The following is a 25741-nucleotide window of genomic DNA, read 5'->3' on the forward strand; positions in this document are numbered from 1 at the left end:
GAATCTATCGTTATTTCCCATTAAACAAATGTAAACATTGAAGTTATATTCTTGGTGGGCAGAAAAGAGCTTTTGAATATCCATTAACCACTCGACTGGTTTAATGGTTAGCACGCATTGGAGAGCAACCATGCAGATGTCAAAAAGCTTTTTATTAATTACAGTTGGCTTAGCCAGCACATCTCTACAGGCTCAAACCCTGACCAGAGACAACGGCGCACCAGTAGGTGATAACCAAAATTCCATAACAGCAGGTGAGAATGGCGGTGTATTGCTGCAAGACGTCCATCTGATCCAAAAATTGCAGCGTTTTGCCAGAGAGCGTATTCCTGAGCGTGTTGTTCATGCTCGTGGTACGGGCGCACATGGTGAATTCGTCGCTTCTGGTAATTTTAGTGATTTAACGGTTTCCGACCCTTTTACTAATAAAGGTAAGGTGACTCCTGTTTTCGTTCGTTTTTCGACCGTTATTCACTCTAAAGGATCACCAGAAACACTTCGCGACCCGCGTGGTTTCGCCACCAAATTTTATACTGAACAGGGTAACTGGGATCTGGTAGGGAATAATCTGCCTGTGTTCTTTATCCGTGATTCGATTAAGTTTCCGGATATGGTGCACTCTCTAAAACCGTCTCCAGTCACCAACGTTCAGGATCCAAACCGATTCTTCGACTTCTTTAGCAGTGAGCCGGGTGCGACCAACATGTTGACTTGGGTGTACAGCAATTTAGGTACGCCTGCGAGCTATCGCACCATGGATGGCTTTGGGGTTCATGCTTATAAGTGGATCAATAAGCAAGGCGACGTGAACTATGTGAAGTTCCAATGGAAGAGTCAGCAAGGCGTTAAAAGCCTTCGCCCAGATCAAGTCACTGATATACAAGGTAAAGAGTTCAACCATCTTACCAATGACCTTTATGCTGAAATTGGCTTAGGGAATTACCCTAAATGGGACCTTTACGTGAAGGTATTGTCTCCTGAGGCATTGAGAAAACTTGACTACAACGGACTCGATGCAACCAAAGTATGGCTGAATGTGCCAGATCAAAAAGTCGGCACTATGACGCTGAATCGTCTACCTGAAAACTTCTTTTTAGACACCGAACAGTCGGCATTTTCGCCTTCGAATCTGATTCCTGGTATCGAGCCGTCGGAAGACCGTTTGTTGCAAGGTCGTTTGTTTGCTTATTCAGATACGCAGCTTTACCGTTTGGGCGCTAACCTGTTTCAACTGCCAGTAAATCGTCCGTTAACGCCAGTGAGCAATCATAACCAAAATGGCTTTAGTAATAATGCATCGTTAACAAACGGTGATATTAACTATGAGCCAAGCCGAAAACTAGAGTTGGCAGAAGATGTTCAATTCAAAGCCGTAGAAACCAAGCTTGTTGGTACGGTGCAACAAAAAGCGATCAGCAATCCACGAAATTTCTATCAAGCGGGTGTGCAGTACCGCAGCATGAATGAACAAGACAAAAGTGATTTGATTGCTAACCTCGCTGGTGACTTGAATAAGGTTATGGATAAAGACGTTAAGGAAATAATGGTGAGCTACTTCTATCGTGCAGACAAACAGTATGGAACGCGTTTGGCCAAAGCAACTGGCATAAGTATGTCACGAGTGGAAAAACTCTCGCAAGTGAACAATTAAGCAGCAATGTAAGACGTAAAGTTTTGGCCTGCAGGAGATTTATCTGCTCTTTTCTGCCCGAAAATCAGGGCTCCTGTAGGCCATTCTCTAATCACGTTAGTTAGGGGGAATAAATGAAAATCGTATTTTTACTCAGCTCCGTTTTTTTCTCTTTGCTCTTCTCGCTCAGCTTATTGGCTGCTGACGACAAACTGGAAGAGGAATACCAATCTCTGGTTGGGTTGTTCTTTGATGCCGCTCGTCTTGGTAACAATGAAGTGGTCGATGCATTTGTTTCTCAAGGCTTCCCCGTTGATCAACGCAATAACCAAAGTTACACCGCACTCATGGTGGCCGCTTATCAAGGAAACAGAGAAACCGTGGGGCTTTTACTCGATTCGGGTGCCAATGCTTGCCTGCAAGACAAACGTGGAAACACCGCTTTGATGGGAGCATTGATTAAACGTGAAATCAGTATTGCGAAAGACTTGTACCAAGCGGAGTGTTCCCCAGAATTGCGTAATAAAGCAGGACTTAATTTGAAAGAATTTGCCGAAATCTATGGTCAATCCAATGTGCTGAAATCCCTTTCGCACTAAATGAAGTGTGCTAATAACAATAAAAAGGACGTAATAATATGAACAAAACAACATGGCTTGCTGCACTCGCCCTTATCTCTTCTCCTGTTTTTGCTGAAGTAGTGAATGTTGAAATGATCGATCTTGGCTCGGGTCAGTCAACCGGAACTGTAATGATAAGCTCAAGTGAATACGGAGCTGTTTTTACGCCGGAATTGAAAGACTTACCCGTTGGTACGCATGGCTTCCATGTGCATGCGAACGGTTCGTGCGATAGCATCACCAAAGATGGCAAAATCATACTCGGTGGAGCCGCTGGCGGACATTATGACCCAGAGAAAACGGGCAAGCATGGTTTCCTTTGGACGGATGATAATCACCTTGGCGATTTACCACCGCTTTACGTCAATGCTCATGGTGTAGCTGACCAGCCAGTAATGGCGCCAAGAGTGACGTTAGATGACGTGAAAGGTAGAGCGTTGATGATCCACGCTGGCGGTGACAACCATTCAGACCATCCGGCTAAACTTGGCGGCGGTGGTGCACGCATTGTCTGTGGGGTGATTAAGTAATCTCTTCTTTAAGAGTTACAAAAAGCGCTCCAACTTATTTGGGGCGCTTTTTGTATTTAGGGATGACACTTATCTCTAACGCAGAACTCTCATTAATCACTTAGGCTTTTGTTGGCTAAAACAGAGCGTTAAGGCATTTACTTCCACTGACTGAAAAGGCCAGTAACGTTGACTAGGCACTGTCTGCATCGAAATCGAAGCAGATTGCTAGCTCTGAGGTTCTCAATTGGGCAAACATGCTTACTTAAGGTTTGTCGGCATTACAATTCAGAGACATCCGCAAAGATTTTATATTGATGTATCAACCCCTGCTTAAAAGATAAGAAAGTCGCGAACTTAGCGGCATGCGCGCTGCCATTTAGGCGCACGTAATCCACCTGACCCTCACACGCAACCGTATCATCGTTTACGTAGATCCCAGAAAACGTATGTGTCATTGATTCAATTGATCCAAAGAACGCTGCGTTGACCGCTTCGACCGCTGGCTTTCCTACTACTGGTGCGGCGTTCGAAAAATGAAACGACACGTCATCATGCAGTAGTGCCATTAGGGCGTAGACATCCTTTTGGTCGACGATTTGATATAGATGTTTTGTCTGTTCGATTAATGGTGACATAGCAATTGCTCCTTTGAATTTGAACTAATTTGGATTTGAACGAGATTAAGATTTAGCGTGATTAAATAAGTACAGGCTTATCAGCAACAGTATTACGGCTGCGATCAATTGCAGCGTTAATGGCTCGCCATACCACGTGATCCCAATGGAAACGCCGACGACGGTCACCACATTTCCCACTTGGCTAAAGCCCAGCCCATCGGTGATTCGCTGAAAACGAAACGTCAGTAAGTAACTGAGTGCTGATAAGCTTGCCATGAGCGCGAGTACGCCAGCTCCGTTTGGAATGAATTCACCATCGACCGCATGAGTAAACGGAAGCCATATCATGCTCTGTAGTGTCAGCATGCCAGCGGCTAGAACTATTGGATTGGCAAGAGGGGGGAACGCGCGACTGCGATAGACATTGCCAGCAGCCAAAAATATGGGTACGAGTAGCGCAATGGCTAGTGCTGACCAAGGGGATGAAGTGTTCATTTGTGGTGACAAAGTCACAGAGAGTGCGGCAACGACCCCAACCATGATCCCGAGTACTTTTCGCCAGGTTAACGAGGAGCCTTGGAAAGGTAAGGTGAATAACAAGGTAAAGATGGGCGACAAAGTGACGAGTACACTGAACGTACTGGTATTGAGAGATTGTAGGGCATAGGTTGACGCCAGATTAGGGATTGCGACGCCCAGTAAACCAGCCCAAAGATAATAACGGTAATGCACCAATGCCGTTCGGTTGAGCTGACCTTGTATTACCAATAACGTCATCAACAATAAAGCTGCACCTGCCATCGGTATAATCGCGACATCAATCGGTGGAATGCCAATGGTCACAGCATATTTGGCTAACGCAAAATTCACGGCGACAAGACTGCCAATGCTGACCACGTATAGCGGAGACTGGAATTGCCGACCGATACCATTAACGTGCCTTTTTTCCGATGCCGGTTTTATCAATGATTTCATGTCTTACTCTATTGTTGAAGTCGATGAAATCAGCATAAAAGACCTAGATTGATTAGAGAATAGGCTCTACACTCTCCACACTGTATCCAAATTGGCGACAATCATGCAGCACTTAGACGCTATTCCTTATTTCCTTGCGGTGGTAAAACAATCGAGCTTTGCGGGCGCAGCGCGTGAACTGGGCGTGTCACGTTCGGCGGTTAACAAGCGGGTGATCCAACTAGAGTCGAGCCTTGGAGTGCGTTTGCTGCATCGTACTACGCGCCAAGTATCGCTTACTGAATCTGGTGAGCAGTTTTATGATCACCTCACCAAAGCCAATTATTGGCTGCAGAAAGCTGAAGATGCAGCAACCAGTCAGCAAAATCAGGCAATTGGCACATTGCGGGTTAGTGCGCCAATGTCTTTTGGTCGTCTGGTATTAGCCCCTCTCATCCCACAATTTCTTAAACGCTACCCTCATATTCACATCGACATGACGATGGACGATGGTTACGTCGATATTGTCGAAGGAGGATATGACGTTGCGATTCGAGCTGGGGATTTAAATGACTCGAGTTTAGTGGCGAAGCGGTTAACCAGCGTCCGTAGCGTTATCTGCGCCTCGCCTACGTATTTTGATGAGAATGGTTTGTCGATCCCAACCGAGATCTGCGAACTCAGTGCACACAACGCTTTGCTCTATCGTCATACATCTGAGAGCGCCGAGTGGTTTTTTGGTCACCAAGATCAGGTGACCAGCGTTGTAGTGAAAGGCAATTACCGAGTCAACAACAGCGAAGCATTACTGTGTGCGACTATGGCAGGGCTTGGGATCGCTAGGCTTCCCGACTTTATTGCTAATGCACCCATTCAGTCTGGGGAATTGCTGCCCTTGCTACCTAGCTATCTGATGCCAGAGAAGAATGTCTATGCATTGTTTCCTGAGCGAGATCCAATGCCACTCAAACTACGATTGTTTATCGATTTCCTTGCAGATTCGCTCAATGATCGTTAAAAGTTTATGAAGTTGATAAGAGGCTTTAGGCGTACCTAGCCTTTTTATTCTTTGCACTACTCGTGGTTTTTCCTCACCTCACGCCCTAACTCAACCATTCACGCCTTGTTATTACCATTCGTCGCATTGATGAACGCGCTTCAAAGGTTCTAACTTCTCAACTAAGAAATTAATAAACAAACGGATATGAGGTCTTGGGTATTGAGTATTTTTATATATAGCGAATATTTCACCACTCCCTTGCTCATTGTGCATTGATGTCCACTGAGGAAGTAACTCCCGTAGCTGTCCATTTTCCAAGTACGGCTTTAACATCCAGTCAGACAACAAAAGCACGCCAACCCCGTTAAGTGCGGCATGTAAAAGAGGTGAGCCACCTTTTGATATCAAATTGCCTGTGACTAGCACTTTTTTGTTAACTGCACTCTTCTTAAAGTACCAATAGTTTCTTTGCCGTTCATGGCTTATCAACAAACAGTTGTGATCTTGTAACCCTTCGGGTTTATCGATAGTTCCGTACTTTTCAATATACGACGGAGCTGCAACCAATGATGTGTTATTTGTGAGTAGGTGACGAGCTTTGAGTCGACTGTCTTGTGGTGTACCAATGCGGATAGCGACATCAATATTCTCACTATTTAAATCGACCACGTTGTTATCCAGCTCTAACTCAACTTGTATCTTAGGGTATCGCTCAAGGAACTCTGGAATTAATGGAGTAAGACACAAATTACCAAAGCTTTCAAAAACCGAAACTCGCAGTAACCCTTCTGGAATACCTTGATTTCCTTGCATTTCTTCTAAAAGGCTATTGCTATCTTGTAAGATTTTGGCTGATTTTTGGTAAAAATATTGACCTTCTTCAGTCAGTATTAACTGTCGTGTACTGCGTTTAAAAAGCGAAGATTTAATCTTACTTTCGAGGTTATCTATATTTCTTGCGACCGAAGATGGAGCCATATTGAGAGCCTGAGCTGCCTTAGAAAAACTTCCAGATTCCACGACTTGGTCAAATATTTTGATTAGATCTAACACATGCTCACCTTTGCGTTTTGTGCATAACTGATTCATATAATATGTGTATTCTGCTTATATTTCGAATTGTGCACAATAACGTTGTCGCATTGATAGCGATATCCATCAATCAAATTAGGGTGCCCAAATGTTAAAACGTATCGATCTCGCGCAAGTTCAACCTGACGCTTTAAATGCAATGCTGTCTATCGAAGGTTATTTATCTGACGTGGAGTTATCTAGTGAGCTAAAAGAGATGATCAAAATCAGAGCATCTATTATCAACAAATGTGCTTACTGTATTCAAATGCACACAGATGAAGCATTTAAGATCGATATTTCACAGCAGAAACTGTTTGCTCTTTCAGCATGGCAAGAGTCACCATTATTTAGTGACACTGAGCGGGCCATCTTGACCCTAACGGATGAAATGACGCTGATTTCGAATGCGGGGGTTTCGGATGCTACTTATCAGCAATGTCTAAGCCTATTAGGAGAAGAGTTACTCGCACAGTCTATGATGCAAATAATCATGATTAATGCTTGGAATCGATTTGCACTTGCAACAAAGATGACCCATGGATAAAAACTAAAAGCAGAGCAAATCTATATCACTATAATGTCAAAAGGTTACAGGCTCTTTGAGCTTGTAATCTTCTTATTTAGGTCGATTCTTCGTGATTTGTAGTTGGCATTAGGATTCAAAAGCCTTTAATCGACAACTGACTTGCGTCCTGATTTATCTGTTTTCTGGATATCGCTTGTTGCCGTAAACAAGCTCTTTATTCTCTCTAGACTTCTGTTCCCCATTCACACCTCAACTCAACCATTCACTCCTCGTAATTACCATTCGTCGCATTGGTAAAACTGCATGACAAATTCTAGTTAACCTTTCAACGTCAACATTTGAAAGGGATTAGAAATCATGACTACTTCACACTCATTTAATTCAGGCTCTACCACTTCTGTGCTTAAGCGTTCATTGCTGATTGCTCTTGTTTCATTCGCACCCACTTTGGCGCAGGCCAACCCAAGTTCAGACGTTCTTGATATCTACAATCAAGCCGCGCAAGGCAATGAAGATCTGGTTGAGGTGGCTTATGAACGCCTTAATGACACGCTGCAACAAGACGGTGCGACACCACTGACCTTGGTTTACCTCGGAAGCACAGAAACCCTGATGGGGCGTGATGCGTTCTTACCTTGGAACAAGATGAAGTATGTGGAAAAGGGCTTATCCACCATTAATAAATCACTGGTGCTGCTTAAAGACGAAGACCAACCGATTCATGAGCAACCTCGTGTTCAAGGGCTGCCAGATTCTTACCTAACTCGCGCAATGGCCGCCGTTACTTACACCTCTCTGCCAGACATGTTTAACCATTTCGATCGTGGTTATGACCTGTTCCTCTCGTTACTTGCGGAAGATGATTTCCAGCAACAACATTTCGCTGCAACCTCGTGGATTTACCGTTATGCCATTACCGCATCGATTCGTGCTGAAGACTTCGAGCAAGCGCAGGTGTGGCTTGAAAAAATGGAAAGTACCGATGCTGGCAACATCGAGACCATGACGGCGAAAGCCCTAATAGCGAAAGCCAAATAACAGCTGCGAATGCTAAATAGCGTTTTACTAAAGCTAATTAACAACAGCGAACGCTTAAAAATTATGGGTCAGCGGAGGACAAAGGAATGATTGAATTTAAAGATATCGGCAAAGCATATGTCACGGGCGGTCAACGTGTTGATGCATTAAACGGGGTCGATGGACATATCCAACGTGGTGAAATGGTGGCGTTATGTGGGCCATCAGGTTCTGGCAAAAGCACACTTTTGAATATTTTGGGTTTGTTGGATATGGACTATCGAGGGCAGATCAACATTGATGGCCAGCCGTATCCGACAGAGCAAATCGCCGCTGCACGTTTTCGTCGTCAGTCGTTGGGTTTTGTCTTTCAGCGCTTCAATCTAGTTCCTGTGATGACAGCGCTTGAAAACGTCGCTTATCCATTGATGTTGAACCAATGCTCTAAGCAAGAACAGCAGACCAGAGCACAAGACATGTTAGAGCGTGTTGGGCTAGGGGATTACGTTCATCACCGCCCAGACAATCTTTCAGGCGGTCAGCAGCAACGTGTTGCGATAGCCAGAGCCCTTATCCATAACCCAAGCTTGGTGATTGCCGATGAGCCGACCGCTAGCTTAGACAGCCACACCGCCAACCTTGTGATCGACATTATGAAAGAGCTCGGCCACGAAATGGGCACGACTTTTATTGTCGCAACGCATGATCCAAGAATGGCGCAGCGTTGTGACCGAGTGATTGAGTTAATCGATGGTCAACTGGCGCCACAAGCTGCAATCACGGAGGCGATCTCATGGGCAAGTTAACACAAAGAATGAGCACGTTTTTACTTCCTACTTCGGTGCGTTTGGCGTGGCTCAATTTACTAAGAAACGGTCGACGCAGCCTGCTTTCGGTGTTGATCATCGCCATTGCGGTATTTGCACTCACCAGTGCGGGTGGTTATGGGCTTTACACCTACGAATCCTTAAGGGAATCGACCGCGCGCGATACTGGTCATCTCACTTTGAGCACGCCGGGCTATTTTGAACAAGACGAAGACATGCCATTGAGCAATGGTCTAGACAACGTTCAAGCGCTAACCAAGAGCATCATTGGTGACAGTGACGTGCGTGGCGTACAGCCGCGAGTCTATTTTAGTGGCTTGGTGTCTAACGGCAGCAAATCGACCATCTTTATGGGAACGGGCGTCAATGAGCGTGAGTTCGACATGAAAGGGCCGTTTCTTGATGTGCGCAGCGGGCAAACTCTGTCGGATGTGAAATCCCCAAGATACGACAGCCAAGAACCACAAGTCATGCTGGGAACTGATCTGGCTCGTAACCTCAAAGTTGTGGTTGGCGATTGGGTGACACTGCTTGCAACCACCAGTGACGGTGCTTTGAACGCGTTTGATTTTAAGGTGCAGGGTATCTATTCGACGGGTGTGCCTGAGCTGGATAAGCGTCAGCTGTATGTTCATATCACGACCGCTCAAGAGCTTTTGGCTTCAGACAAAGTGAGCACCTTGTCGGTATTCCTTTTTGAAACCAGCAAGACCTCGACCGTTCAACAGCGTATTCAAACGGCTTTGGATCGAAATAGCGCGAGCCAAAGCGAACAAGGTACAGAGATCACCCCATGGTAAGATCGTGCGTTTTTCTACACCAAGGTTAAAGATCTTTACGACCGGATCTTCGGCATCATGGGCGCAGTGATGGCGTTGGTGGTGTTCGTGTCTTTGTTTAACACCATGACCATGTCGGTGACGGAGCGCACTCGTGAAATTGGTACCTTGTCGGCACTCGGGAGTTACCCCTCTGAAATCGTAGCGAGCTTCTTAAAAGAGGCGGGATTGCTGGCTGTGATTGGCAGCGCGATCGGTGCGTTAGTGAGTGGTTTAGTGTCGCTGTTATTGCTGGTCGTTGATATACAGATGCCGCCACCTCCCGGCAGAACCGAGGGTTACCCACTCAACATTTACTTCTCATTGGAATTGGTTGGTTACGCCACTTTGGGTGTGCTGACGATATGTTTGCTGGCTGCTTATTTCTCTGCTCGCAAGGGCGTGAATAAGCCAATCACGGAGGCGCTGGTTTATGTATAAATTTACTCGTTTACTCACTGTTTTAGGTTCTGTATTGGTTCTGGTTTTAGTATCGACACCAAGCTGGTCGGTTGATTCACAACAAGTCACTGAGATGATTGCCAAGGCAGACAGCTATCGTTTGAACAGCGCACAAGCCTCTAAGGTAGTGTCTTTGGTGGCGCTGTATCAAGACGAGCAACTGGACAAAACCCGTGAATACAACGTCTACACAAGGCCAAACCGAGAGTCATTAGTGGTCTTTAAATCAGCCGTTGAGGCTGGTCAAAAGATGCTGATGATAGAAGATAATTATTGGCTACTGATGCCGAAATCTCGTCGCCCAATTCGTATCACACCGATGCAAAAGCTATTGGGTGAAGCTTCTGTGGGGGATATCTCGACGCTCACTTGGAGCGAAGATTACCAAGGTGAGTGGGTTGCCGAGCAACAAGTTGAGATGCCGACGGGCGAGACACTCGATACCCATCACTTAAAGCTCGCGGCGAAAACCAAGGGTGCGAGTTATCAGTCGATTGATCTGTGGTTAACAGCAGACCGAGCGTTTCCAGTTAAAGCGGATCTGTATCTGCGTTCAGGAAAACTGGCGAAACAAGCATGGTTTACCGAAGGCGTGCGAGATGGATTACCAACCGTTGTGTCGATGACCCTGCTCGATAAGATTCAACCAAGCAAGAAAACCGTGATTGAGTACCGCGAAGTGATTGAACAAAGCTTGGAAGACAAATACTACAACCCTGCCTACCTATCGCGTAACAGCGTGTCTGGACTTTAGGTGAGCGTCATGAAAGCTTCCAATCGCCGATTCCACATCAAGTATTCAGCCGTTACTTTGCTTGCTTTGTCTTGTGTGAGTAACACGATTCAAGCGGACGATCTGAACTTGGCGTGGGATTGGCAACTCAGTGCAGAAGCCGTTGAATCGCGAGAGTCGCCATTCAGCCCCTTACCATCTGATAATCGTCAGTCATTCAATGGCTTGCTGGATCTTGAGGTTGGATATGGCAATTGGCTTGGTCTGTTCGCAGTGAAAGCCAACGATATTCTAAGCAATAACCCTCAACAACAAGACGCGAGCTTTGAGTCTGAATTCATTGTGCGTGAGTTGTTTTGGCAAGGTGGGATTGAACTGTCCAATTCACTCGTTGGTGATCACTACCTCGATGTGACACTCGGCAAGGTTCGTTTGGATTGGGGCGTGGGTTATGGCTATCGACCGTTAGACATCATCAAGCCTTATCGACAAAACCCGGTGGGCATTGTCGCAGAAGAGGGCGCGGGTGTGGCCTCGGCGTCACTGTTCGATATGACGGGAGAATGGACACTGCTTTACAGCGATTCGTCATGGACTTCTCAAGACGTAAATGAATTCGAAAAGCAGAACCAACAACAAGGCTTTGGGCTGCGTCGTTATAACCTGGTGGGCGATCACGAATATCAATGGGTCGCTTATTATGACGATGTACGTCACGGCTTGCTTGGGGCGAGTTTAGTGTCGGTGTTGAACCTCGCTTGGGAGTTTCATGGCTCGGTGGTCTATCAACGACAAAGCCTTGGCTATAGTCAGCCTAACTTACTGCTTAAACCGGTTTATCTTGAAGAGCAGGGCGAAGCTTATCAAGCGTTGGCAGGACTAACATGGGCCAATGACACGGGTCACAATGTGGTCTTGGAATATTGGTTTGATAGCCGCGCTTGGAGCAATTCTGAATGGCAAAGTGCAATAGAAAGTGCTGAGTCTTTGTCGGTTAATTCGATGACATCTTCGTTGGCCGGTTCTTATGCTCAAGGTTATCAGCACGCCAATTTGGTTCAACACAACATCATGTTTCATTGGTCTCTGGATTCGACACATGGCTGGCTTGAAGATATCACGCCAACATTCGATGTGATGTTGTCTCCTCAAGACGGCGGCTTTATTGCGACCCAGTGGCTCAACTATCAGGCTTTAGATAATGGCAATTCATCGTTGGATTTGGAACTTGCTGCACGCTTTCTAGGCGGTAAAAGTGATTCTGCTTACGCCAACTTACCCGATAGTCATATGATTCTCTTAAATATCAAAGGACGATTTTAATGGACACTTTTTCAAACAGTCAGTTTCCATGGATTAAAAGCTTCACGCTGACCACTCTGTTTTGTTTCGTCATCGCCATCACCACTCAAACGATTTGGGGCGGAGACCTTGTGGTCAATCTCGCGATAAGCTTTGGTTTTGGTTACAGCGCGGTGGGTTCTTCTTTCATCTTAGTGAAGTTGTTTAAGAGGACATCCCGAACGCTTGAAGTGGGTATCTCAATGGTGATCGCGATGACCTTTGGTACCTTGAACGCGCACTATTGGTTGAACGGGTATTTTGGGGCCAATATCTCGGACCTTAAATCTGTCGTGTTGCTCGGTGTGATCTTCTGTTCGGTTTGCTATTACTATTTCTACTCAAGAGAGAAGCAGCTCCGTGCCGATAATGAATTGGAAGTGGCCAAGCGTCGTCAGGCCGACCAAGAAAAGGTGGTGGTGCTCAGTCAGCTTAAACAACTGCAAAGCCAAATTGAACCGCACTTCTTGTTCAACACGCTTGCGACCATCAATGTATTGATTGAGAGTGACAGCGCGAAAGCCAAGTTGATGCTCGAAAAACTCACCGACTTGCTGCGTGTGACTTTGAAAAACAGCCGCACCGAGCAATCGACCATCGCACAAGAGGTCGACTTGTTAGACGCTTATCTTAATATCCAAAAGATACGTTTGGGTGAGCGCTTAGCGTTTTCGATTGAAACACACGAAATTAGCGATTTGCAGGTGATTCCACCGTTCTTGATTCAACCCTTGGTCGAGAATGCACTTACACACGGCATCGAGCCCAAAGCGGCGGGTGGCCAAGTGAATATTCGTATTACTCAACAAGCCCAGCAGCTAAAAATTGAAGTGGCTGATAATGGCGCAGGGCTGAAAATGCCTTCTGCGAATACGGGTCACGGTGTTGGGTTAAGCAATATTCGTCAAAGAATTGAAACCCTTTATGGTGATAAGGCGAGCCTAACGATTACTGAACAAGCTAAAGGCGGGGTAGTCTCGACGATTTTGTTACCGCTGACTGACGCAGCCGCTTAGAATTACAGACCAGAAAGCACAGAACAGTGACGAAAAATAGACGATTTACAGTGTGAATTTAAAGGACTAACCATGAACAACCCAGCAGTACAGCCGAGCGTAACGGCGATTATCGCAGACGATGAAGCACTGTTAAGGCACCACTTAGACAAGAGCCTTGCTGAGGTTTGGCCGGAACTCGAGATCGTTAGCAAGGCACAAAACGGTTTGGAGGCAATGCAGAGTATTCAGCAGCTTAAGCCCGACGTGGCTTTTCTCGATATCCGTATGCCAGAGCTGGATGGTATCTCACTAGCGAAACAACTCAACAAGCTAGATTCACCGCCATTGATTGTGTTCATTACGGCTTATGACGAATACGCAGTCAAAGCTTTTGAACATAATGCGATGGATTACCTACTTAAGCCAATCAACGAAGAGCGCTTACTGGCCACATGTCAGAAGGTGCAAGCGCGTTTGTCGAGCAGCCAAACGCAAACAGGTAATCCCCTTGAACAACCTGATATCACGGCGTTAATGGCTCAGCTTCAACAGCTATCACAATCGACGTCACAGCAAACGCAGCCTCCTTATCTATCGCAGCCCCTTTATCAACAGCAGAAGAAACATCTCACGTGGCTCAAAGCCAGTGTCGGAGAAGACATTCACTTAATCGCAGTCGATGATGTGGCTTACTTCAAAGCGGAAGACAAGTACGTGTCTATATTCAAAAAAGGCCAAGGCAGTTTGCTAGAGGAATTTATTCTTCGCGTGTCTCTAAAAGAGCTGATTGCGCAGCTTAACCCAGATGAGTTTTGGCAGATCCATCGCTCGGTGGTGGTTAAAGTGTCGGCCATTGATAAGGTGAAGAAAGGGCTCTCAGGTCAGATGTCGGCGTATGTTTCTGGAGAAAAATTACCGATCAGCCGTGCTTCGCAAGCGCTCTTTAAGGGGATGTAGCGAACAAGCTTAAAGGTATGTAGCCATTGATTTTAAATGGATGTAGTTAGCGAGTTTAAAAGGATGTATTAGGCTCTATCAAAACGCTGCTTTAAACGAGCACAGTCGATCTTACATAACGTATGGTGATTTATAAAATAAAGATCTAGATCACAAAGGTACTCATCCGGTTCAATATTAAATAATAATCGTTAACTCAATCTGTATATTGTCGATGAATGACATTAAGAGGTTGTTATGAAAACATATTATTTAGCGGCGGCTGTATGCCTCACCTTGGTTGGCTGTAGTTCAACATCAAGTATCACCGAAACCTTAATCCAGCCGGATCCGGCATGGACATCAGGCCAGCTAGAAAATGGCCTTACCTACCATGTTTATCCAGATCATGAAGAATCCGTATCTGTTCGTTTAGTCGTGCACGCGGGTTCGTTCCAAGAGACTGACCAACAAGAAGGTTATGCGCACTTTTTGGAGCACATGGCATTCAATGGCAGTAAAAATTTCTCTCAAAATGACGTGATTCGTCTATTCGAAGATGCAGGCGCTAGCTTTGGTGCTGATATCAATGCCTACACTTCTTACCAAGAAACTGTGTATCAATTAGATTTACCTGACAATGTCCAATTACAGTCTGCCCTGACGTGGATGCGAGACATTGGTGATGCTCTGGATCTATCAAGTTCAGAAGTCGAAAAAGAGAAAGGTGTGATTCTTGGTGAGTTCCGTTATGCACGCTTAGACGACAAGCCATTCGCAGAACAGTTTTTAGACCACTTCATTGAGGGTGGTCAGTATGAAGGCCAAGATGCACTTGGTACTAAAGAGTCTGTACTCAGCGCGACTTCCCAAGGGCTAAATAACTTTTATCAGACTTGGTATCAACCTCAGAACGTTGAGGTGATTGTCTCCGGTGACATTGACATAAAAACCGTCATTCCATTAATTGAACAGAAGTTTTCAGATTGGCAGCGAGGACAAACTCCCAAGCCAGTAAAACAAAGAATTACCACCTTTAATGAAGGTGATTATATTGAGTATGCAGAATCGGAAGCGCCAAGTATCTCTTTGATGATCAACCGAGGGGCAAGTGCGGTAGACACTCGCGCGCAACAGCATCAACTTTGGCTTGATGAGACAGCACAGCAACTGATCAGGCAGCGACTTAATACCAAGTTCAATGATGCGGCTTTGCCAACTCAATGGATAAGTTCCAAACATTATTCTATGGAATATCAGCGCTATTCATTGGTGGATGTTGGCTTTCCTGTCGGCGCTCGTGAGGTGACTCAAAAGGAGCTAATCGCGACATTGGCATCTCTGCGTGATTATGGCGTATCTGAAAATGAGATAATTAGCGAACAGCATTATTATCAAGACTTACTCGATAATGTTGAGATCGATTGGGACAATATGGACAGCGTACAGCACGCTAACCAGAAAGCGACGGCTTTAGTGAACGAACAAATCGTGCAATCACAACGAGACTATGAAGCGAGCCTTGAAGAGTTTGTCGCAAACCTCGATCTTGATGCGATTAATGCCAATATTAAGGCTTTGCTTTCTAGCGACTATTTCGTAGTGGTTGGTATGAATGAAAGTGAAGATAAAGTTGCGGTTACCCAAGCCATCGAGAACTTGAAAGCAACTTATAGCGAAAAGGGTGCCAAACCGTTGTTTTCGGTGACCAGCAGTGCTTTTGCTGTTCCTAGTTCGCAAGGCGATATTGAGTTAGTGGAACAGATGTATGTAGACCCATATGTTCAAAAGTGGACGCTTAGCAATGGTATCGATATGTGGTATATGCGTGACTATCTTGCAGGCGATGACATAGGTATTTATTACACAAGCTTAGGTGGTAAGGCAGCACTCGATCCTAAGTTATATCCAGCGTCAGAGTTAGCTCTTGCTGCTATCGGTAGAAGTGGTGTTGGCAGTTTTTCAGGAACGGAGCTTAATGCGCATTTGGATCGTGAAGATATTCAGGTTTATCCGTTTATCGATTTTACTCACCATGGCGTCGAATTTAAGCTCACCAGTAATGGCTTAGCGGAAACTTTTGCTGCACTCAACGCGATCGTTACATCAGTCAAGGTATCGCCAGAGCAACTGGAGGCGGTTAAGCTAGAATTCATTCAAAATCGAGATTCTTACTTAGCAAGCCCTACTGGTCAGTTCGGATATGCAATGAACCAAAATACCTATCAAGCGGACAGTGATCATGTGTTGCTCGATAGTAAAAGTGTGGAAACGGTTTCTGTTGAAGAGATAAAGAGCGTTCATCAGCAGTTGTTTGGTCAATTCCGAAATAATCAGCTGGTTATTGTGGGCGACATTGATCCAAGTGAACTGAAACCTCTGGTTCGCCAGTACTTGGCTTCTATTCCATTGGAAAAAGCCGTTGTGCCTGACTTTAACGTCGCGTACAAGCATCCATCTAAAGCGCGTATTGATTTGTCGGTCAACACGGCTAATAGCACTGAGTACATGCTAAGAGTCATTGCGGAGCCTTCCGAGCAAACTGGAATAGTAAGAGGGCAAACGGCGAAAGATATCTTTATGGAAGACATGCTGCAACGCCTGCTTGTTACTCGTTTAGACGCGTACATACGTGAAGATTTAAGTCTAGATTACTCACCTTATGCTTACTATGCATCTCAAGATGGTGATACAAGCCATGACTGGTTTATTGGTGCGATGATCGACCCTAAAAATGCCGATAAGATAGAAATCGCGATTGATAAAGTGATTGGAGACCTTCTGAAGGGCGTCTCAAATGATGAGATTAGAGCGGCAGGCAAGCAACTAGAAGCGGACTTTACGCCTTTAGATACTAGCGTTGTGGACCAAGCATGGTTCGTATCTCGTTATCTTCTACACGACTATGGTGTAGAAGCCTTGTTTAACGTGAAAGCGACGGTTAACTCGATTTCTCGTGAAGACATGAATCAACTTGTCCAACGCATCTTTGGTGAAAATAGCCGTAAGGTTAAGAACATCATGCGTCCTAAAGCCTAAAGCCTAAAGCCTAAAGCCTAAAGCAGACATAAACACTTAACCCAAAGCCAAGCGCACACCGCTTGGCTTTCTTGTTTTTACACCATTCATAATATCTATGCACCAAGCTTTGTTGAGCTCTTTTGGAGGTATATAAATCTAAATGTCGTGAGTGCCTAATCGGTTGCATCGTATCATTTTCTAAAAAAATGTTTTAAATCAAGACAGCGTTTCATTTGTATTGTAGATTGACGATCTACGAGAATGTTGTTTGGATATTAGATTGCTTAAATTAGGTACCCGATTAGTCTTAATGTTGTTTTTACTGAGCTTTGGCTTAGTGAACTCTAACGGCTATTCGTTCCCTTCTAAGCCATTTCAAATATACTCTGCTCAAGAGCAATCTTCGCAGACTAATCTTTGTAAACAGGTAACTGCGGATAATCCGTCGAGCTACTTAGAGTGCGATAAGGCTCAGTTTGGCACCGATCCTTCTGGTGACAGTTCCAACTATCACGACACAGAGTCGAGCCTCCAAGCTGCAAACTTCAGACGTATGCTCAGTAACGAGCAAGAAAGCGTGGCCGATCTTGAGCCTGCTTATCATCTACTGATTGACTTCTCTCCCCCCTCAATACTGGCTTCCCTGCTCTTCAACACGCCGTTGTTGGATTCCAAGCTGCACTGGACCAGTATTGTGAGTTCTCCGTCTTCCCGGCTTTCGGGGTGGAAAGAGGGCAACATCCAATACTCGCATTTCCGAGAACTTCTTAGCTAATCGTTTGACCCTAAATTGGTCGTATCGATGGTCGCCTAGTGCCCATTGAACTCGCCAGTTAACCAAGACAAACATAGCGACATCAGCTTTAGCATCACTACCGTTCAATCAGCTTGTTCTGGTTCCAGCTATCGATCGTGTTCGCAAAACATTAGTTATACCAATCGTAGTAAATAACTGGTCAACCTAGCCGGTTAAAATGCTCGTTCACTGCTTTTTTCCGGTGCTATTTTTGAGCACGTATTTACGGTGATTGGTAAAAAGAAGAGATCTTGACTGTGAAAAAACGCATTCCAAGAAAACAAATCAACCACTATTCAAAGTGGAAATACGCGGTGCTTATCGCCACCATTATCATCATGGTTCTGAGTGCTTTACCTTCTTGGTATGGCGAGAATGCATCGGTTCAAATCAGCAATCGCTCTGAGCAGACAATCGATGCGACTCAAATTACTCAATACCTTGCGAGCGAAGGCATCCAAGCCAAATCTGCATTTCAAAAAGACAAACGTTTAGTCGTGATCTTAGAAGATGCTGAACAACAAGCGAAAGCCAAAGAGGTGCTGAATGAGCGCCTATTGGATAACGCGACGGTTGCGCTAGCGATGGAACCAGCAGCCCCAAAATGGTTGACTGACATGGGTTTTGCGCCGATTCAGTTAGGCCTTGATTTGCGTGGTGGTGTGCAGTTCTTATTAGAAGTGGATATGGAGCCGGTTTATCACGCGCAAGCTCAAGCGATGGTCGACGAGATCACCAGCGAAGTGCGTTACGCGCGCGGTAAAGTGGTGAACAACCAAGTTCAGTTTGATTTCCGTACCGACGCCGATTTCGAAAAAGCACAGAAGCTGATTCGTCAAGAGTTCCCACAATGGCTGCGTAACCGCTCAGACAAGTCGCTAACTTTAACTCAGTCTGAAGAAGAACAAAGAACGCTACGCAACCTTACGGTTCAACAAAACCTGCAAATCATGCGCAGCCGTATTGAAGAGCTAGGCATCACTGAGGCATCGATTCAACGCCAAGGTGAAAGCCGTATCCGTATTGAGTTGCCGGGTGTACAAGACCCTGCAGCAGCGAAAGACGTGATTGGTGCTACTGCTTCATTGGCGTTCTATTCGGTGTACGACAATGCCACTCGCAGTACTCAAACCCTGAAAGATTCAGACGGCAACCGTGTGGTCGTCGACCGCAAGGCTGTGTTGAGTGGCGAACACATTATTGATGCTCGCAGTGGCATTGGTGAGATGGGCAGTGCAGAAGTCAACATTACGCTGGATTCTTCTGGTGGTAAGAAAATGTCCGAGTTCTCACGTCATAACATCGGTAAGCCAATGGCAACGGTGTACAGCGAATACAGCCGTGATAGAGCGGGCAACAGCAAGCAAGACAGCGAAGTGATTAGTGTGGCAAACATCCAATCTCAACTGGGTAGCCGCTTCAGAATCACTGGCGCAGGCAGTTTGGCAGACGCACAAGAGCTTGCGTTACTGTTGCGTGCGGGGTCATTGACTGCGCCTGTGACCATCATTGAAGAACGTACTATTGGCCCATCTTTGGGGGCTGAAAATGTAACCAACGGCTTTGCTGCTTTGGCACTTGGTCTTGGCCTTACGCTAACGTTTATGGCGCTATGGTACCGCCGCTTAGGTTGGGTCGCGAACTGTGCATTGGTGGTTAACATGACCACATTGTTTGGTTTGATTGCGCTGCTACCGGGTGCGGTATTAACTCTGCCGGGTATTGCGGGTCTAGTACTGACCGTTGGTATGGCGGTGGACACTAACGTGCTTATCTTCGAGCGTATTCGAGACAAGATGAAAGAAGGGCGCAGCTTTGCTAGCTCTATCGATCGTGGTTTCGATAGCGCATTCTCGTCAATTTTCGATGCTAACGTCACTACCATGATCGTTGCTGTGGCTCTATATACCATTGGTAATGGACCGATTCAGGGCTTCGCTCTGACACTGGGCTTAGGTCTTCTAACCAGTATGTTTACGGGCATTTTTGCTTCACGAGCGATCATCAATTTGGTTTGGGGGCGTGACCAACGCCACGATGTAAGGATTTAAGCATGAGTACTTCAAAAATGACTATTTCAAACAGCAATATTTCAGACCGCTATTTTTCAAATAGCAATATGACTCGCCTTCGTAAGGTGATGTCTGTGATTTCTATTGTGCTGTTCATGAGCTCTGTGATGCTGGTGGCAGTGAAAGGTTTTAACTGGGGTTTGGACTTTACTGGCGGTGTGGTTGCCGAGGTTCAACTCTCTGATCAAGTAACCAAAGATGCGTTAAAAACCAAGCTCGATACGGCTTTTCAACAAGACGTTCAAGTGGTTGGTATGGCAGAGCAGGATCGCTGGACGATTCGTTACAGCCAACTGACAGACGCTCCACAGCCAAACTTAGTGGATGCTTTGTCTTCTGTAAGTGACCAAGTAAAAGTGCTGAACAGCAGCGTGGTTGGCCCTCAGGTGGGTCAAGACATGGTTGATCAAGGTGGCTTGGCGGTATTGGTGTGTTTCTTGATGATCATGCTGTACCTGAGTGTGCGATTTGAATGGCGTTTGGCTCTGGGTGCGCTTGCCGCGATCATCTATGACGTGACGCTTATCTTGGGTCTGTTCGCTTTTACTCAGTTTGAGTTCAACCTGACCGTATTGGCGGCCGTGCTAGCGATTCTCGGTTACTCATTGAATGACTCGATCATCATCGCCGACCGTGTACGCGAAATGCTGCGCGGCAATCCAAACGGTGATACTGATAACCTGCTTAACGAATCGGTTAAAGCGACCTTCTCACGCACCATGGTGACTTCAGGAACAACGCTAATCACCGTATCAGCGCTTTGGCTACTGGGTGGCGCTGCGCTGCAAGGTTTCGCTATTGCACTGGTTGTAGGTATTGTCAGCGGTACGTGGTCTTCAGTGTCTGTCGGCATCACACTGCCTAAGTTACTTGGCTTACAGCCTTGTCACTACCAAGTGAAAGCGCCAGTAGAAGTTGAGGGTGAGTACCTTTAGTCAAGCTAAGCTAGCGTATGCACGATAGGCCGATTTACTTACGCTATTAACCTAAACCAATAATGAAAGCCCTTGAACTCACTTAGCCCCCTAAGTAAGTTCAGGGGCTTTATTTTTTATAAGAGTCAACTGGTTAGAGAAAAGAGAGCCTATTTCAAAAAACGATGGATTGAGCAGGCAAGCACTCATGATATGAAGTATGTTTAGATGACGTTAGTAGAAATGAGGCAAGGGAATGGAATATCGACATCAATGTCATGTAGGCGACCATGGTGATGCACTGAAGCATCCAGTATTGAGTGCACTTGTTCAGTCATTAATGCAGCAGCATTCACGCCTCAACGTTATCGACACGCACTCAGGTACAGGGTGTTATGACCTCACCACCGCACCAAGTAATCACGCCGGTGAGTTTGCTGAAGGGGTCGGGTACTTGTGGCGCAATAAGGCTTATCTTCCTCCGGCATTCGCTTCTTTTATGTCGGTACTGGAATACTACAATCCGAATCAACTTATCTCTTTGTATCCGGGTTCTGCCGCCATCACTTACCAACAAGGTCGCAGCCAAGATAGCTTCTATTTTTCAGACATTCAGCAAGATGAAGCTGATTTACTGCAAACCAATATTGAGAAGTTACAATGTAACCTGGATATTTCAAGCAAGCTTACGATTAGCGCAGGTGATGGGCTTAAAGCGTTACCTGATGACGTTGCTAAACATGACAACCACCATCTGATTGTTATCGATCCACCCTATGAAACCGATTCAGAATATCTCGCGGTGATTGATGCCTTAGTTAAGGCGTATCAGCAATCTGAGAAGGTATCTGCACTAATTTGGTACCCGCTCTACACGGATGACAAGAGCTCACTGATTTTGAACCACTGTGTGACCGCAGTGAAAGATGGTTTGCTGCCAAGTCCGATTAAGTCGGAGCTTCGCCTTCGAGATCCTAAGGGTGATGATCGCCTGATCGGTAGTGGTTTACTGTTGTTCAATCCACCACAAGGCATTGCTGGAACGGTCGCGGATACGCTTGATTATTTACACAGCCAACTCGCGACTAACGGTGAAGGGTATTGGCAAATGAGAAGTCTATAAATCTGATTTCTATGGATTTTATGATGATTTTCTAGACGTCGTTCACTAAATCACTGTTATTTATGTGGTTTAAATTGACCAAACGCTAACTTTTATCGATTGATTAATTGCAGTGAATCATTTAAAAATAGAATATCAATGCGCACAAGTGCATAATGGCTCATAAGTTAAATAATTAATCTTAAGATTAAACTAGATTGTGGTTTACCCCCTAAACTGCATAAGGCTCGCACTAGTCATGCGAGCCTTTCTTTTGCCTGTCGGAAATTTTTACAACAGTTGCTCTTCAATCTTTAGTGCTTTCTCGATGAGTTTTGCATTGAAATCGGCAGCTCCCACTGAGTAGTGCGCTTCACGATGACAAGTCGGACAAAGTGCAATCACATTTTCGGGGCAATCAGCGCCGCCATCAGCTAACCGTGTCAGGTGATGCACTTCTAGGTAAGGGCCTGACTTGGTCTCAAAAGGTGAGGGTACTCCACAACCTTCACAGATACCATTTGCCCTCTTTTTTGCGTAGAGCTTAATGGCTTCACTACGATACTTCACGTGAGTGAGTTGTTCTTTAGGGTCAGCTTGAAGTGGCGTTGAAGCTAAAGCGATGTCTCGTAATTGCTTCAAGGATTTACTTTTAGTTGGCTTCGTTAGATATGAAGCTTTTGGTGTTTGAATGGTATTGCTGACACTTTGTGGGACGATATCTAGATGGAAAACTATTGCATCACGAAGTTGATCGTTCTTGTCGGGGCGTTGCTCAATGTGATGACAGATGTAGTTGCAAACTCCGACGAATCTAACAAAACCAGTTGAGACAGATTCAAACAAGAGAATCTCTTTAAGGTTGTTTTGGTGTTTAAAGATGGCCAAGTTTCCTTTAACCATTTTCATATCACCTTCTTGGCCTTCTCCTGTATATCGGAAAGTGCCGTCTGCACTAAAACCATCAGAGTAGCCAAATTCTTCACCAGCATCGCTAGTGAAGATAAATACATATGGGTGGGCTGCAGGCGTAGCTATACCACCATATTGCTGACCTTTGTAGCGACCGTGTATATCTGTGCGTCGATTGTAAACCTGTCCTACGTTGAACAATGGAGAGTCCTCGTTTCAATTCTAATTATTATTGATATTTTTATAATTTAAATTTGATTTAAAGTTCAAATATAACAGTGGTTTAGGTTAAAATATGCAAGTGAATTTTTGAGTGTGAAAAGGTATCGAATCGGTCACGTTTCTAAAGAGGCAAGCCTGCGGGACTCATGCAGGCTTGGTGTTTATTTAATGTTTTACCACTACAATGCCGGATAATCGGTATAGCCTTTTTCGTTGCCGCCGAACAGAGTGGCGCCATCAAGATCGGATAGTTCACTGCCGCTTTGTAAGCGTGATACGAGATCTGGGTTTGCTACAAATGGGCGACCAAATGCGACAAGGTCAGCGTAGCCTTTGCTTAACACTTCTTCGGCGCGTTCTGGTGTGTAGCTGCCAGCGACGATGATTGTGTTGGAGAATAGTTCTCTTAGCTCTACACGGAAGCTTTCAGGTATCACAGGTGCGTCATCCCAATCGGCTTCTGATAGATGCAGATAAGCGATATTACGAGCTTGCAGTTCCTTTGACGCTTCTAAAATCGTTGGCACGATGTCTGGGCAGTTCATGTCTTTGAAGGTGATGAACGGAGCTAAACGAACGCCCACCTTATCGGCACCAATTGCATCAATCACTGCATCCACCACTTCGATTAGAAAGCGAAGTCGGTTCTCACGACTGCCACCATAGTTGTCGGTACGCTTGTTTGAGTTGGTTCTTAGGAACTGGTCAATCAGGTAACCATTGCCGCCATGGATTTCCACGCCATTGAACCCTGCCTCGACCGCTTTTTTTGCTGATTCAGCAAAATCTTGAACCACACGATCAATATCGGCTTGGGTCATTTCTCTTGGTTGGATGCAATCCACCATGTTGCCGTTTCCATTCTCATCAGAGATCCAAACCTGAGTTTCTACCGGAGCCAGTGCCGAAGGCGCGATTGGTAGTTCACCTTTTTGGAAGGTTGGATGAGACACGCGCCCCACATGCCATAGTTGGCAGAATATCGCTGCGCCTTGTTCTTTAGCGGCAGAGGTGACACCTTGCCAACCTTCCACTTGTTCGCTTGTGTAAACGCCGGGTGTGAATGAGTACCCTTGAGAGTCATCTGAGATTTGTGTCGCTTCAGTGATGATGAGTCCTGCACTTGCTCGTTGTTGGTAGTAAGTCGCCATCATTTCATTTGGCACGTTTCCAGGCTGGCTTGTACGAGCGCGCGTCATGGGAGCCATAACCACACGGTTTTGTAGTTCTAGATCTTTGAGTTCTGCTGTTTCGAATAATTTGCTCATGGTATTTACCTTGTGTCGGTCATGTGTTGATTGATTTAGCGTGCGGTGGTCATTACTTCGATTCCGCAGGGCTGAAGATAGAGTCGTTTTGTGGCTTTTCAGCTCGGTTGGCTTTCGTAATAAGCAGCAACCCAATCACAGGGACAACAACGGCCGCGAATGGAATCATGCCTGCGCCTAGTTGGCTGTCGAGTACCATGCCGCCTAGGAAACCACCGAAAGCATTGGCTAAATTAAAGGCTGAGATATTCGCGGTTGCTGCTAGTTCTTGGCCTTCGCCACCGTGGTTCATTACTCGAAGCTGCATAGCAGGAACGTTCGCAAATGATGCAATACCAAAGACAAATGCAGCTGCAACGAAGAGGATTTTGTTGTCTACCACAAGGCCAACCACCACCAATGACACGATCATTGCGACAGCCCAAAACATTGAAGCTTTGCCTAGGTTTTTATCTGAAGAGCGTCCGCCCAAGGTGTTACCGATGATTAAGCCGACACCAACAATCACTAAGATCCAAGTTACTGATTCTTGACCGTAACCCGTGATGTGCATGGCGATTGGCGCAAGGTAGCCGTAAAGCGTCATGAAGCCAGACCAAGCAAAAGCGGTGATTGCTAAGCTGATCAGTAACATTGGATTTTTGAACGCTAGAAGCTGAGTTTTGATGTCCTTCGCTTCACTGTGACCGGTCGATTTAATCGAAGTCAGAATGGCAAGCATCGCGATAGTGCCAAGTGCTGCCACGGTAAAGAAAGTAGTGTGCCAGCCGAATTGTAAGCTGACCCATGTACCCGCTGGAACGCCAAGAACGTTAGCGAGTGTTAAGCCTGCGAACATTTGGCCAACGGCACGACCTGCCATTTTTTCAGACACTAAGTTGGTTGCAACAACCGCACCGATACCATAAAAAGGGCCTTGCACTAAACCTGCGATAACACGGCTGGCAAGTAGAAGTGGGTAGCTAGGAGCAAGGGCTGATAAGACATTACCGATGATGAACAGTGCCATTAAGCCAATAAGCACCATCTTCTTGTTAAAGCGAGCAAGGTAGATGGTTAAGATCGGTCCACCGATAACGATAGCCAACGCGTAAGCACTGATAAGGTAGCCAGCTTGGCCTTCTGTGATTGAAAGTGATGTGGCGATCTGTGGAAGAATGCCTGCGATAACAAACTCAGCCGTGCCGATTGCAAATGCAGCGAGTGTCAGTATCCAAACTTGGAATGGAATCTTTTCTTTATGGGTAGTTTCTTTATGGATAGTTTCTTGGTTGACGGTTTCTTGTTTCATGATGATCTACCTATGTAAATTCTTGTTTGTTAGGACGTGAGATACACGCCCTAACGATTGTTCTTTATGTCTTTGCTT

At 45.6% G+C, this 25741-nt stretch carries 22 protein-coding genes and 1 pseudogene; 17 read left to right on the plus strand and 6 right to left on the minus strand.

Annotated elements, in window-relative coordinates:
- Positions 1 to 130: 130 nt before the first annotated feature.
- The 3 genes from OCU90_RS24195 to sodC all read left to right on the plus strand — a co-directional run bounded on the left by OCU90_RS24195 (position 131) and on the right by sodC (position 2780).
- Positions 131 to 1651, plus strand: coding sequence for a catalase (locus OCU90_RS24195; protein ID WP_004732637.1), 1521 nt, complete (start codon positions 131 to 133; stop codon positions 1649 to 1651).
- 113 nt (positions 1652 to 1764) lie between these two features.
- Positions 1765 to 2229, plus strand: coding sequence for an ankyrin repeat domain-containing protein (locus OCU90_RS24200; RefSeq protein WP_004732639.1), 465 nt, complete (start codon positions 1765 to 1767; stop codon positions 2227 to 2229).
- Between the two features lie 38 nt (positions 2230 to 2267).
- Positions 2268 to 2780 carry a superoxide dismutase family protein gene (sodC, locus tag OCU90_RS24205; RefSeq protein WP_061021119.1) on the plus strand — a complete coding sequence of 171 codons (513 nt, stop codon included), beginning with the start codon at positions 2268 to 2270 and terminating at the stop codon, positions 2778 to 2780.
- Positions 2781 to 3040: 260 nt separating this feature from the next.
- Here sodC and OCU90_RS24210 read toward each other — a convergent pair whose 3' ends face one another.
- Positions 3041 to 3397, minus strand: a complete 357-nt coding sequence (locus OCU90_RS24210) for a nuclear transport factor 2 family protein (RefSeq protein ID WP_017082937.1) — start codon at positions 3395 to 3397, stop codon at positions 3041 to 3043.
- Between the two features lie 45 nt (positions 3398 to 3442).
- A complete protein-coding gene (locus OCU90_RS24215) occupies positions 3443 to 4249 on the minus strand; it encodes a DMT family transporter (RefSeq protein WP_240513370.1) in 807 nt (268 codons plus the stop codon).
- A gap of 208 nt (positions 4250 to 4457) precedes the next feature.
- Here OCU90_RS24215 and OCU90_RS24220 point away from each other — a divergent pair, with 208 nt between their 5' ends.
- Positions 4458 to 5351, plus strand: a complete 894-nt coding sequence (locus OCU90_RS24220; protein WP_004732647.1) for a LysR family transcriptional regulator — start codon at positions 4458 to 4460, stop codon at positions 5349 to 5351.
- A 111-nt stretch (positions 5352 to 5462) separates the two neighbouring features.
- Here OCU90_RS24220 and OCU90_RS24225 read toward each other — a convergent pair whose 3' ends face one another.
- The gene (locus OCU90_RS24225) at positions 5463 to 6386 is read right to left on the minus strand and encodes a LysR family transcriptional regulator (protein WP_019351021.1); all 924 of its coding nucleotides are present in this window, start codon (positions 6384 to 6386) and stop codon (positions 5463 to 5465) included.
- A 127-nt stretch (positions 6387 to 6513) separates the two neighbouring features.
- Here OCU90_RS24225 and OCU90_RS24230 point away from each other — a divergent pair, with 127 nt between their 5' ends.
- The 13 genes and pseudogenes from OCU90_RS24230 to rlmJ all read left to right on the plus strand — a co-directional run bounded on the left by OCU90_RS24230 (position 6514) and on the right by rlmJ (position 21991).
- Positions 6514 to 6951 (plus strand): carboxymuconolactone decarboxylase family protein, encoded by a 438-nt coding sequence (locus OCU90_RS24230; RefSeq protein ID WP_004732652.1) that lies wholly within the window; start codon positions 6514 to 6516, stop codon positions 6949 to 6951.
- Positions 6952 to 7290: 339 nt separating this feature from the next.
- Positions 7291 to 7971 carry a hypothetical protein gene (locus OCU90_RS24235; protein WP_017091928.1) on the plus strand — a complete coding sequence of 227 codons (681 nt, stop codon included), beginning with the start codon at positions 7291 to 7293 and terminating at the stop codon, positions 7969 to 7971.
- Between the two features lie 86 nt (positions 7972 to 8057).
- A complete protein-coding gene (locus OCU90_RS24240) occupies positions 8058 to 8756 on the plus strand; it encodes an ABC transporter ATP-binding protein (protein ID WP_061021122.1) in 699 nt (232 codons plus the stop codon).
- Positions 8744 to 10036, plus strand: a pseudogene (locus tag OCU90_RS24245) (ABC transporter permease). The gene OCU90_RS24240 and the pseudogene OCU90_RS24245 overlap by 13 nt, the downstream one beginning before the upstream one ends.
- Positions 10029 to 10811, plus strand: coding sequence for an outer membrane lipoprotein-sorting protein (locus OCU90_RS24250; RefSeq protein WP_061021124.1), 783 nt, complete (start codon positions 10029 to 10031; stop codon positions 10809 to 10811). The pseudogene OCU90_RS24245 and the gene OCU90_RS24250 overlap by 8 nt, the downstream one beginning before the upstream one ends.
- Before the next feature lie 9 nt (positions 10812 to 10820).
- Positions 10821 to 12113 (plus strand): hypothetical protein, encoded by a 1293-nt coding sequence (locus OCU90_RS24255; protein WP_061021126.1) that lies wholly within the window; start codon positions 10821 to 10823, stop codon positions 12111 to 12113.
- Positions 12113 to 13147 (plus strand): sensor histidine kinase, encoded by a 1035-nt coding sequence (locus OCU90_RS24260; protein ID WP_099426117.1) that lies wholly within the window; start codon positions 12113 to 12115, stop codon positions 13145 to 13147. The genes OCU90_RS24255 and OCU90_RS24260 overlap by 1 nt, the downstream gene beginning before the upstream one ends.
- A 72-nt stretch (positions 13148 to 13219) precedes the next feature.
- Positions 13220 to 14086, plus strand: coding sequence for a LytR/AlgR family response regulator transcription factor (locus OCU90_RS24265; RefSeq protein WP_061021130.1), 867 nt, complete (start codon positions 13220 to 13222; stop codon positions 14084 to 14086).
- Between the two features lie 237 nt (positions 14087 to 14323).
- Positions 14324 to 17104 carry a M16 family metallopeptidase gene (locus OCU90_RS24270; RefSeq protein WP_061021132.1) on the plus strand — a complete coding sequence of 927 codons (2781 nt, stop codon included), beginning with the start codon at positions 14324 to 14326 and terminating at the stop codon, positions 17102 to 17104.
- 292 nt (positions 17105 to 17396) lie between these two features.
- A complete protein-coding gene (locus OCU90_RS24275; protein ID WP_061021134.1) occupies positions 17397 to 17861 on the plus strand; it encodes a hypothetical protein in 465 nt (154 codons plus the stop codon).
- Between the two features lie 272 nt (positions 17862 to 18133).
- Positions 18134 to 19933, plus strand: a complete 1800-nt coding sequence (gene secD, locus OCU90_RS24280; protein WP_004732670.1) for a protein translocase subunit SecD — start codon at positions 18134 to 18136, stop codon at positions 19931 to 19933.
- Positions 19934 to 19935: 2 nt separating this feature from the next.
- Entirely contained in the window at positions 19936 to 20889 is a 954-nt protein-coding gene (gene secF, locus OCU90_RS24285; protein WP_061021136.1) for a protein translocase subunit SecF, read from the plus strand.
- A gap of 235 nt (positions 20890 to 21124) precedes the next feature.
- On the plus strand, positions 21125 to 21991 hold the full coding sequence (gene rlmJ, locus OCU90_RS24290; RefSeq protein WP_017077084.1) for a 23S rRNA (adenine(2030)-N(6))-methyltransferase RlmJ: 867 nt from the start codon (positions 21125 to 21127) through the stop codon (positions 21989 to 21991).
- A gap of 270 nt (positions 21992 to 22261) precedes the next feature.
- Here rlmJ and OCU90_RS24295 read toward each other — a convergent pair whose 3' ends face one another.
- The 3 genes from OCU90_RS24295 to OCU90_RS24305 form a co-directional block, all read right to left on the minus strand.
- Positions 22262 to 23083: an HNH endonuclease gene (locus OCU90_RS24295; protein WP_004732676.1), complete on the minus strand. Its 822-nt coding sequence runs from the start codon at positions 23081 to 23083 to the stop codon at positions 22262 to 22264.
- Positions 23084 to 23283: 200 nt separating this feature from the next.
- The gene (locus OCU90_RS24300; RefSeq protein WP_061021137.1) at positions 23284 to 24372 is read right to left on the minus strand and encodes an alkene reductase; all 1089 of its coding nucleotides are present in this window, start codon (positions 24370 to 24372) and stop codon (positions 23284 to 23286) included.
- Positions 24373 to 24424: 52 nt separating this feature from the next.
- On the minus strand, positions 24425 to 25663 hold the full coding sequence (locus tag OCU90_RS24305) for an MFS transporter (RefSeq protein ID WP_061021142.1): 1239 nt from the start codon (positions 25661 to 25663) through the stop codon (positions 24425 to 24427).
- Positions 25664 to 25741: the final 78 nt, after the last annotated feature.

The organism is Vibrio splendidus, from assembly GCF_024347615.1.
In the GTDB taxonomy this organism is placed as follows: Bacteria; Pseudomonadota; Gammaproteobacteria; order Enterobacterales; family Vibrionaceae; genus Vibrio; species Vibrio splendidus.

Bases quoted from the DNA above. Each gene is read 5' to 3' on its own strand.
- OCU90_RS24260 (WP_099426117.1), top strand. From the start codon at position 12,113: ATGGACACTTTTTCAAACAGTCAGTTTCCATGGATTAAAAGCTTCACG.
- OCU90_RS24195 (WP_004732637.1), top strand. From the start codon at position 131: ATGCAGATGTCAAAAAGCTTTTTATTAATTACAGTTGGCTTAGCCAGC.
- OCU90_RS24255 (WP_061021126.1), top strand. From the start codon at position 10,821: ATGAAAGCTTCCAATCGCCGATTCCACATCAAGTATTCAGCCGTTACT.
- OCU90_RS24220 (WP_004732647.1), top strand. From the start codon at position 4,458: ATGCAGCACTTAGACGCTATTCCTTATTTCCTTGCGGTGGTAAAACAA.
- OCU90_RS24230 (WP_004732652.1), top strand. From the start codon at position 6,514: ATGTTAAAACGTATCGATCTCGCGCAAGTTCAACCTGACGCTTTAAAT.
- OCU90_RS24270 (WP_061021132.1), top strand. From the start codon at position 14,324: ATGAAAACATATTATTTAGCGGCGGCTGTATGCCTCACCTTGGTTGGC.
- OCU90_RS24305 (WP_061021142.1), bottom strand. From the start codon at position 25,663: ATGAAACAAGAAACCGTCAACCAAGAAACTATCCATAAAGAAACTACC.
- rlmJ (WP_017077084.1), top strand. From the start codon at position 21,125: ATGGAATATCGACATCAATGTCATGTAGGCGACCATGGTGATGCACTG.
- OCU90_RS24210 (WP_017082937.1), bottom strand. From the start codon at position 3,397: ATGTCACCATTAATCGAACAGACAAAACATCTATATCAAATCGTCGAC.
- OCU90_RS24235 (WP_017091928.1), top strand. From the start codon at position 7,291: ATGACTACTTCACACTCATTTAATTCAGGCTCTACCACTTCTGTGCTT.
- OCU90_RS24250 (WP_061021124.1), top strand. From the start codon at position 10,029: ATGTATAAATTTACTCGTTTACTCACTGTTTTAGGTTCTGTATTGGTT.
- OCU90_RS24300 (WP_061021137.1), bottom strand. From the start codon at position 24,372: ATGAGCAAATTATTCGAAACAGCAGAACTCAAAGATCTAGAACTACAA.
- OCU90_RS24265 (WP_061021130.1), top strand. From the start codon at position 13,220: ATGAACAACCCAGCAGTACAGCCGAGCGTAACGGCGATTATCGCAGAC.
- OCU90_RS24275 (WP_061021134.1), top strand. From the start codon at position 17,397: ATGTTGTTTTTACTGAGCTTTGGCTTAGTGAACTCTAACGGCTATTCG.
- OCU90_RS24240 (WP_061021122.1), top strand. From the start codon at position 8,058: ATGATTGAATTTAAAGATATCGGCAAAGCATATGTCACGGGCGGTCAA.
- OCU90_RS24200 (WP_004732639.1), top strand. From the start codon at position 1,765: ATGAAAATCGTATTTTTACTCAGCTCCGTTTTTTTCTCTTTGCTCTTC.
- secF (WP_061021136.1), top strand. From the start codon at position 19,936: ATGAGTACTTCAAAAATGACTATTTCAAACAGCAATATTTCAGACCGC.
- sodC (WP_061021119.1), top strand. From the start codon at position 2,268: ATGAACAAAACAACATGGCTTGCTGCACTCGCCCTTATCTCTTCTCCT.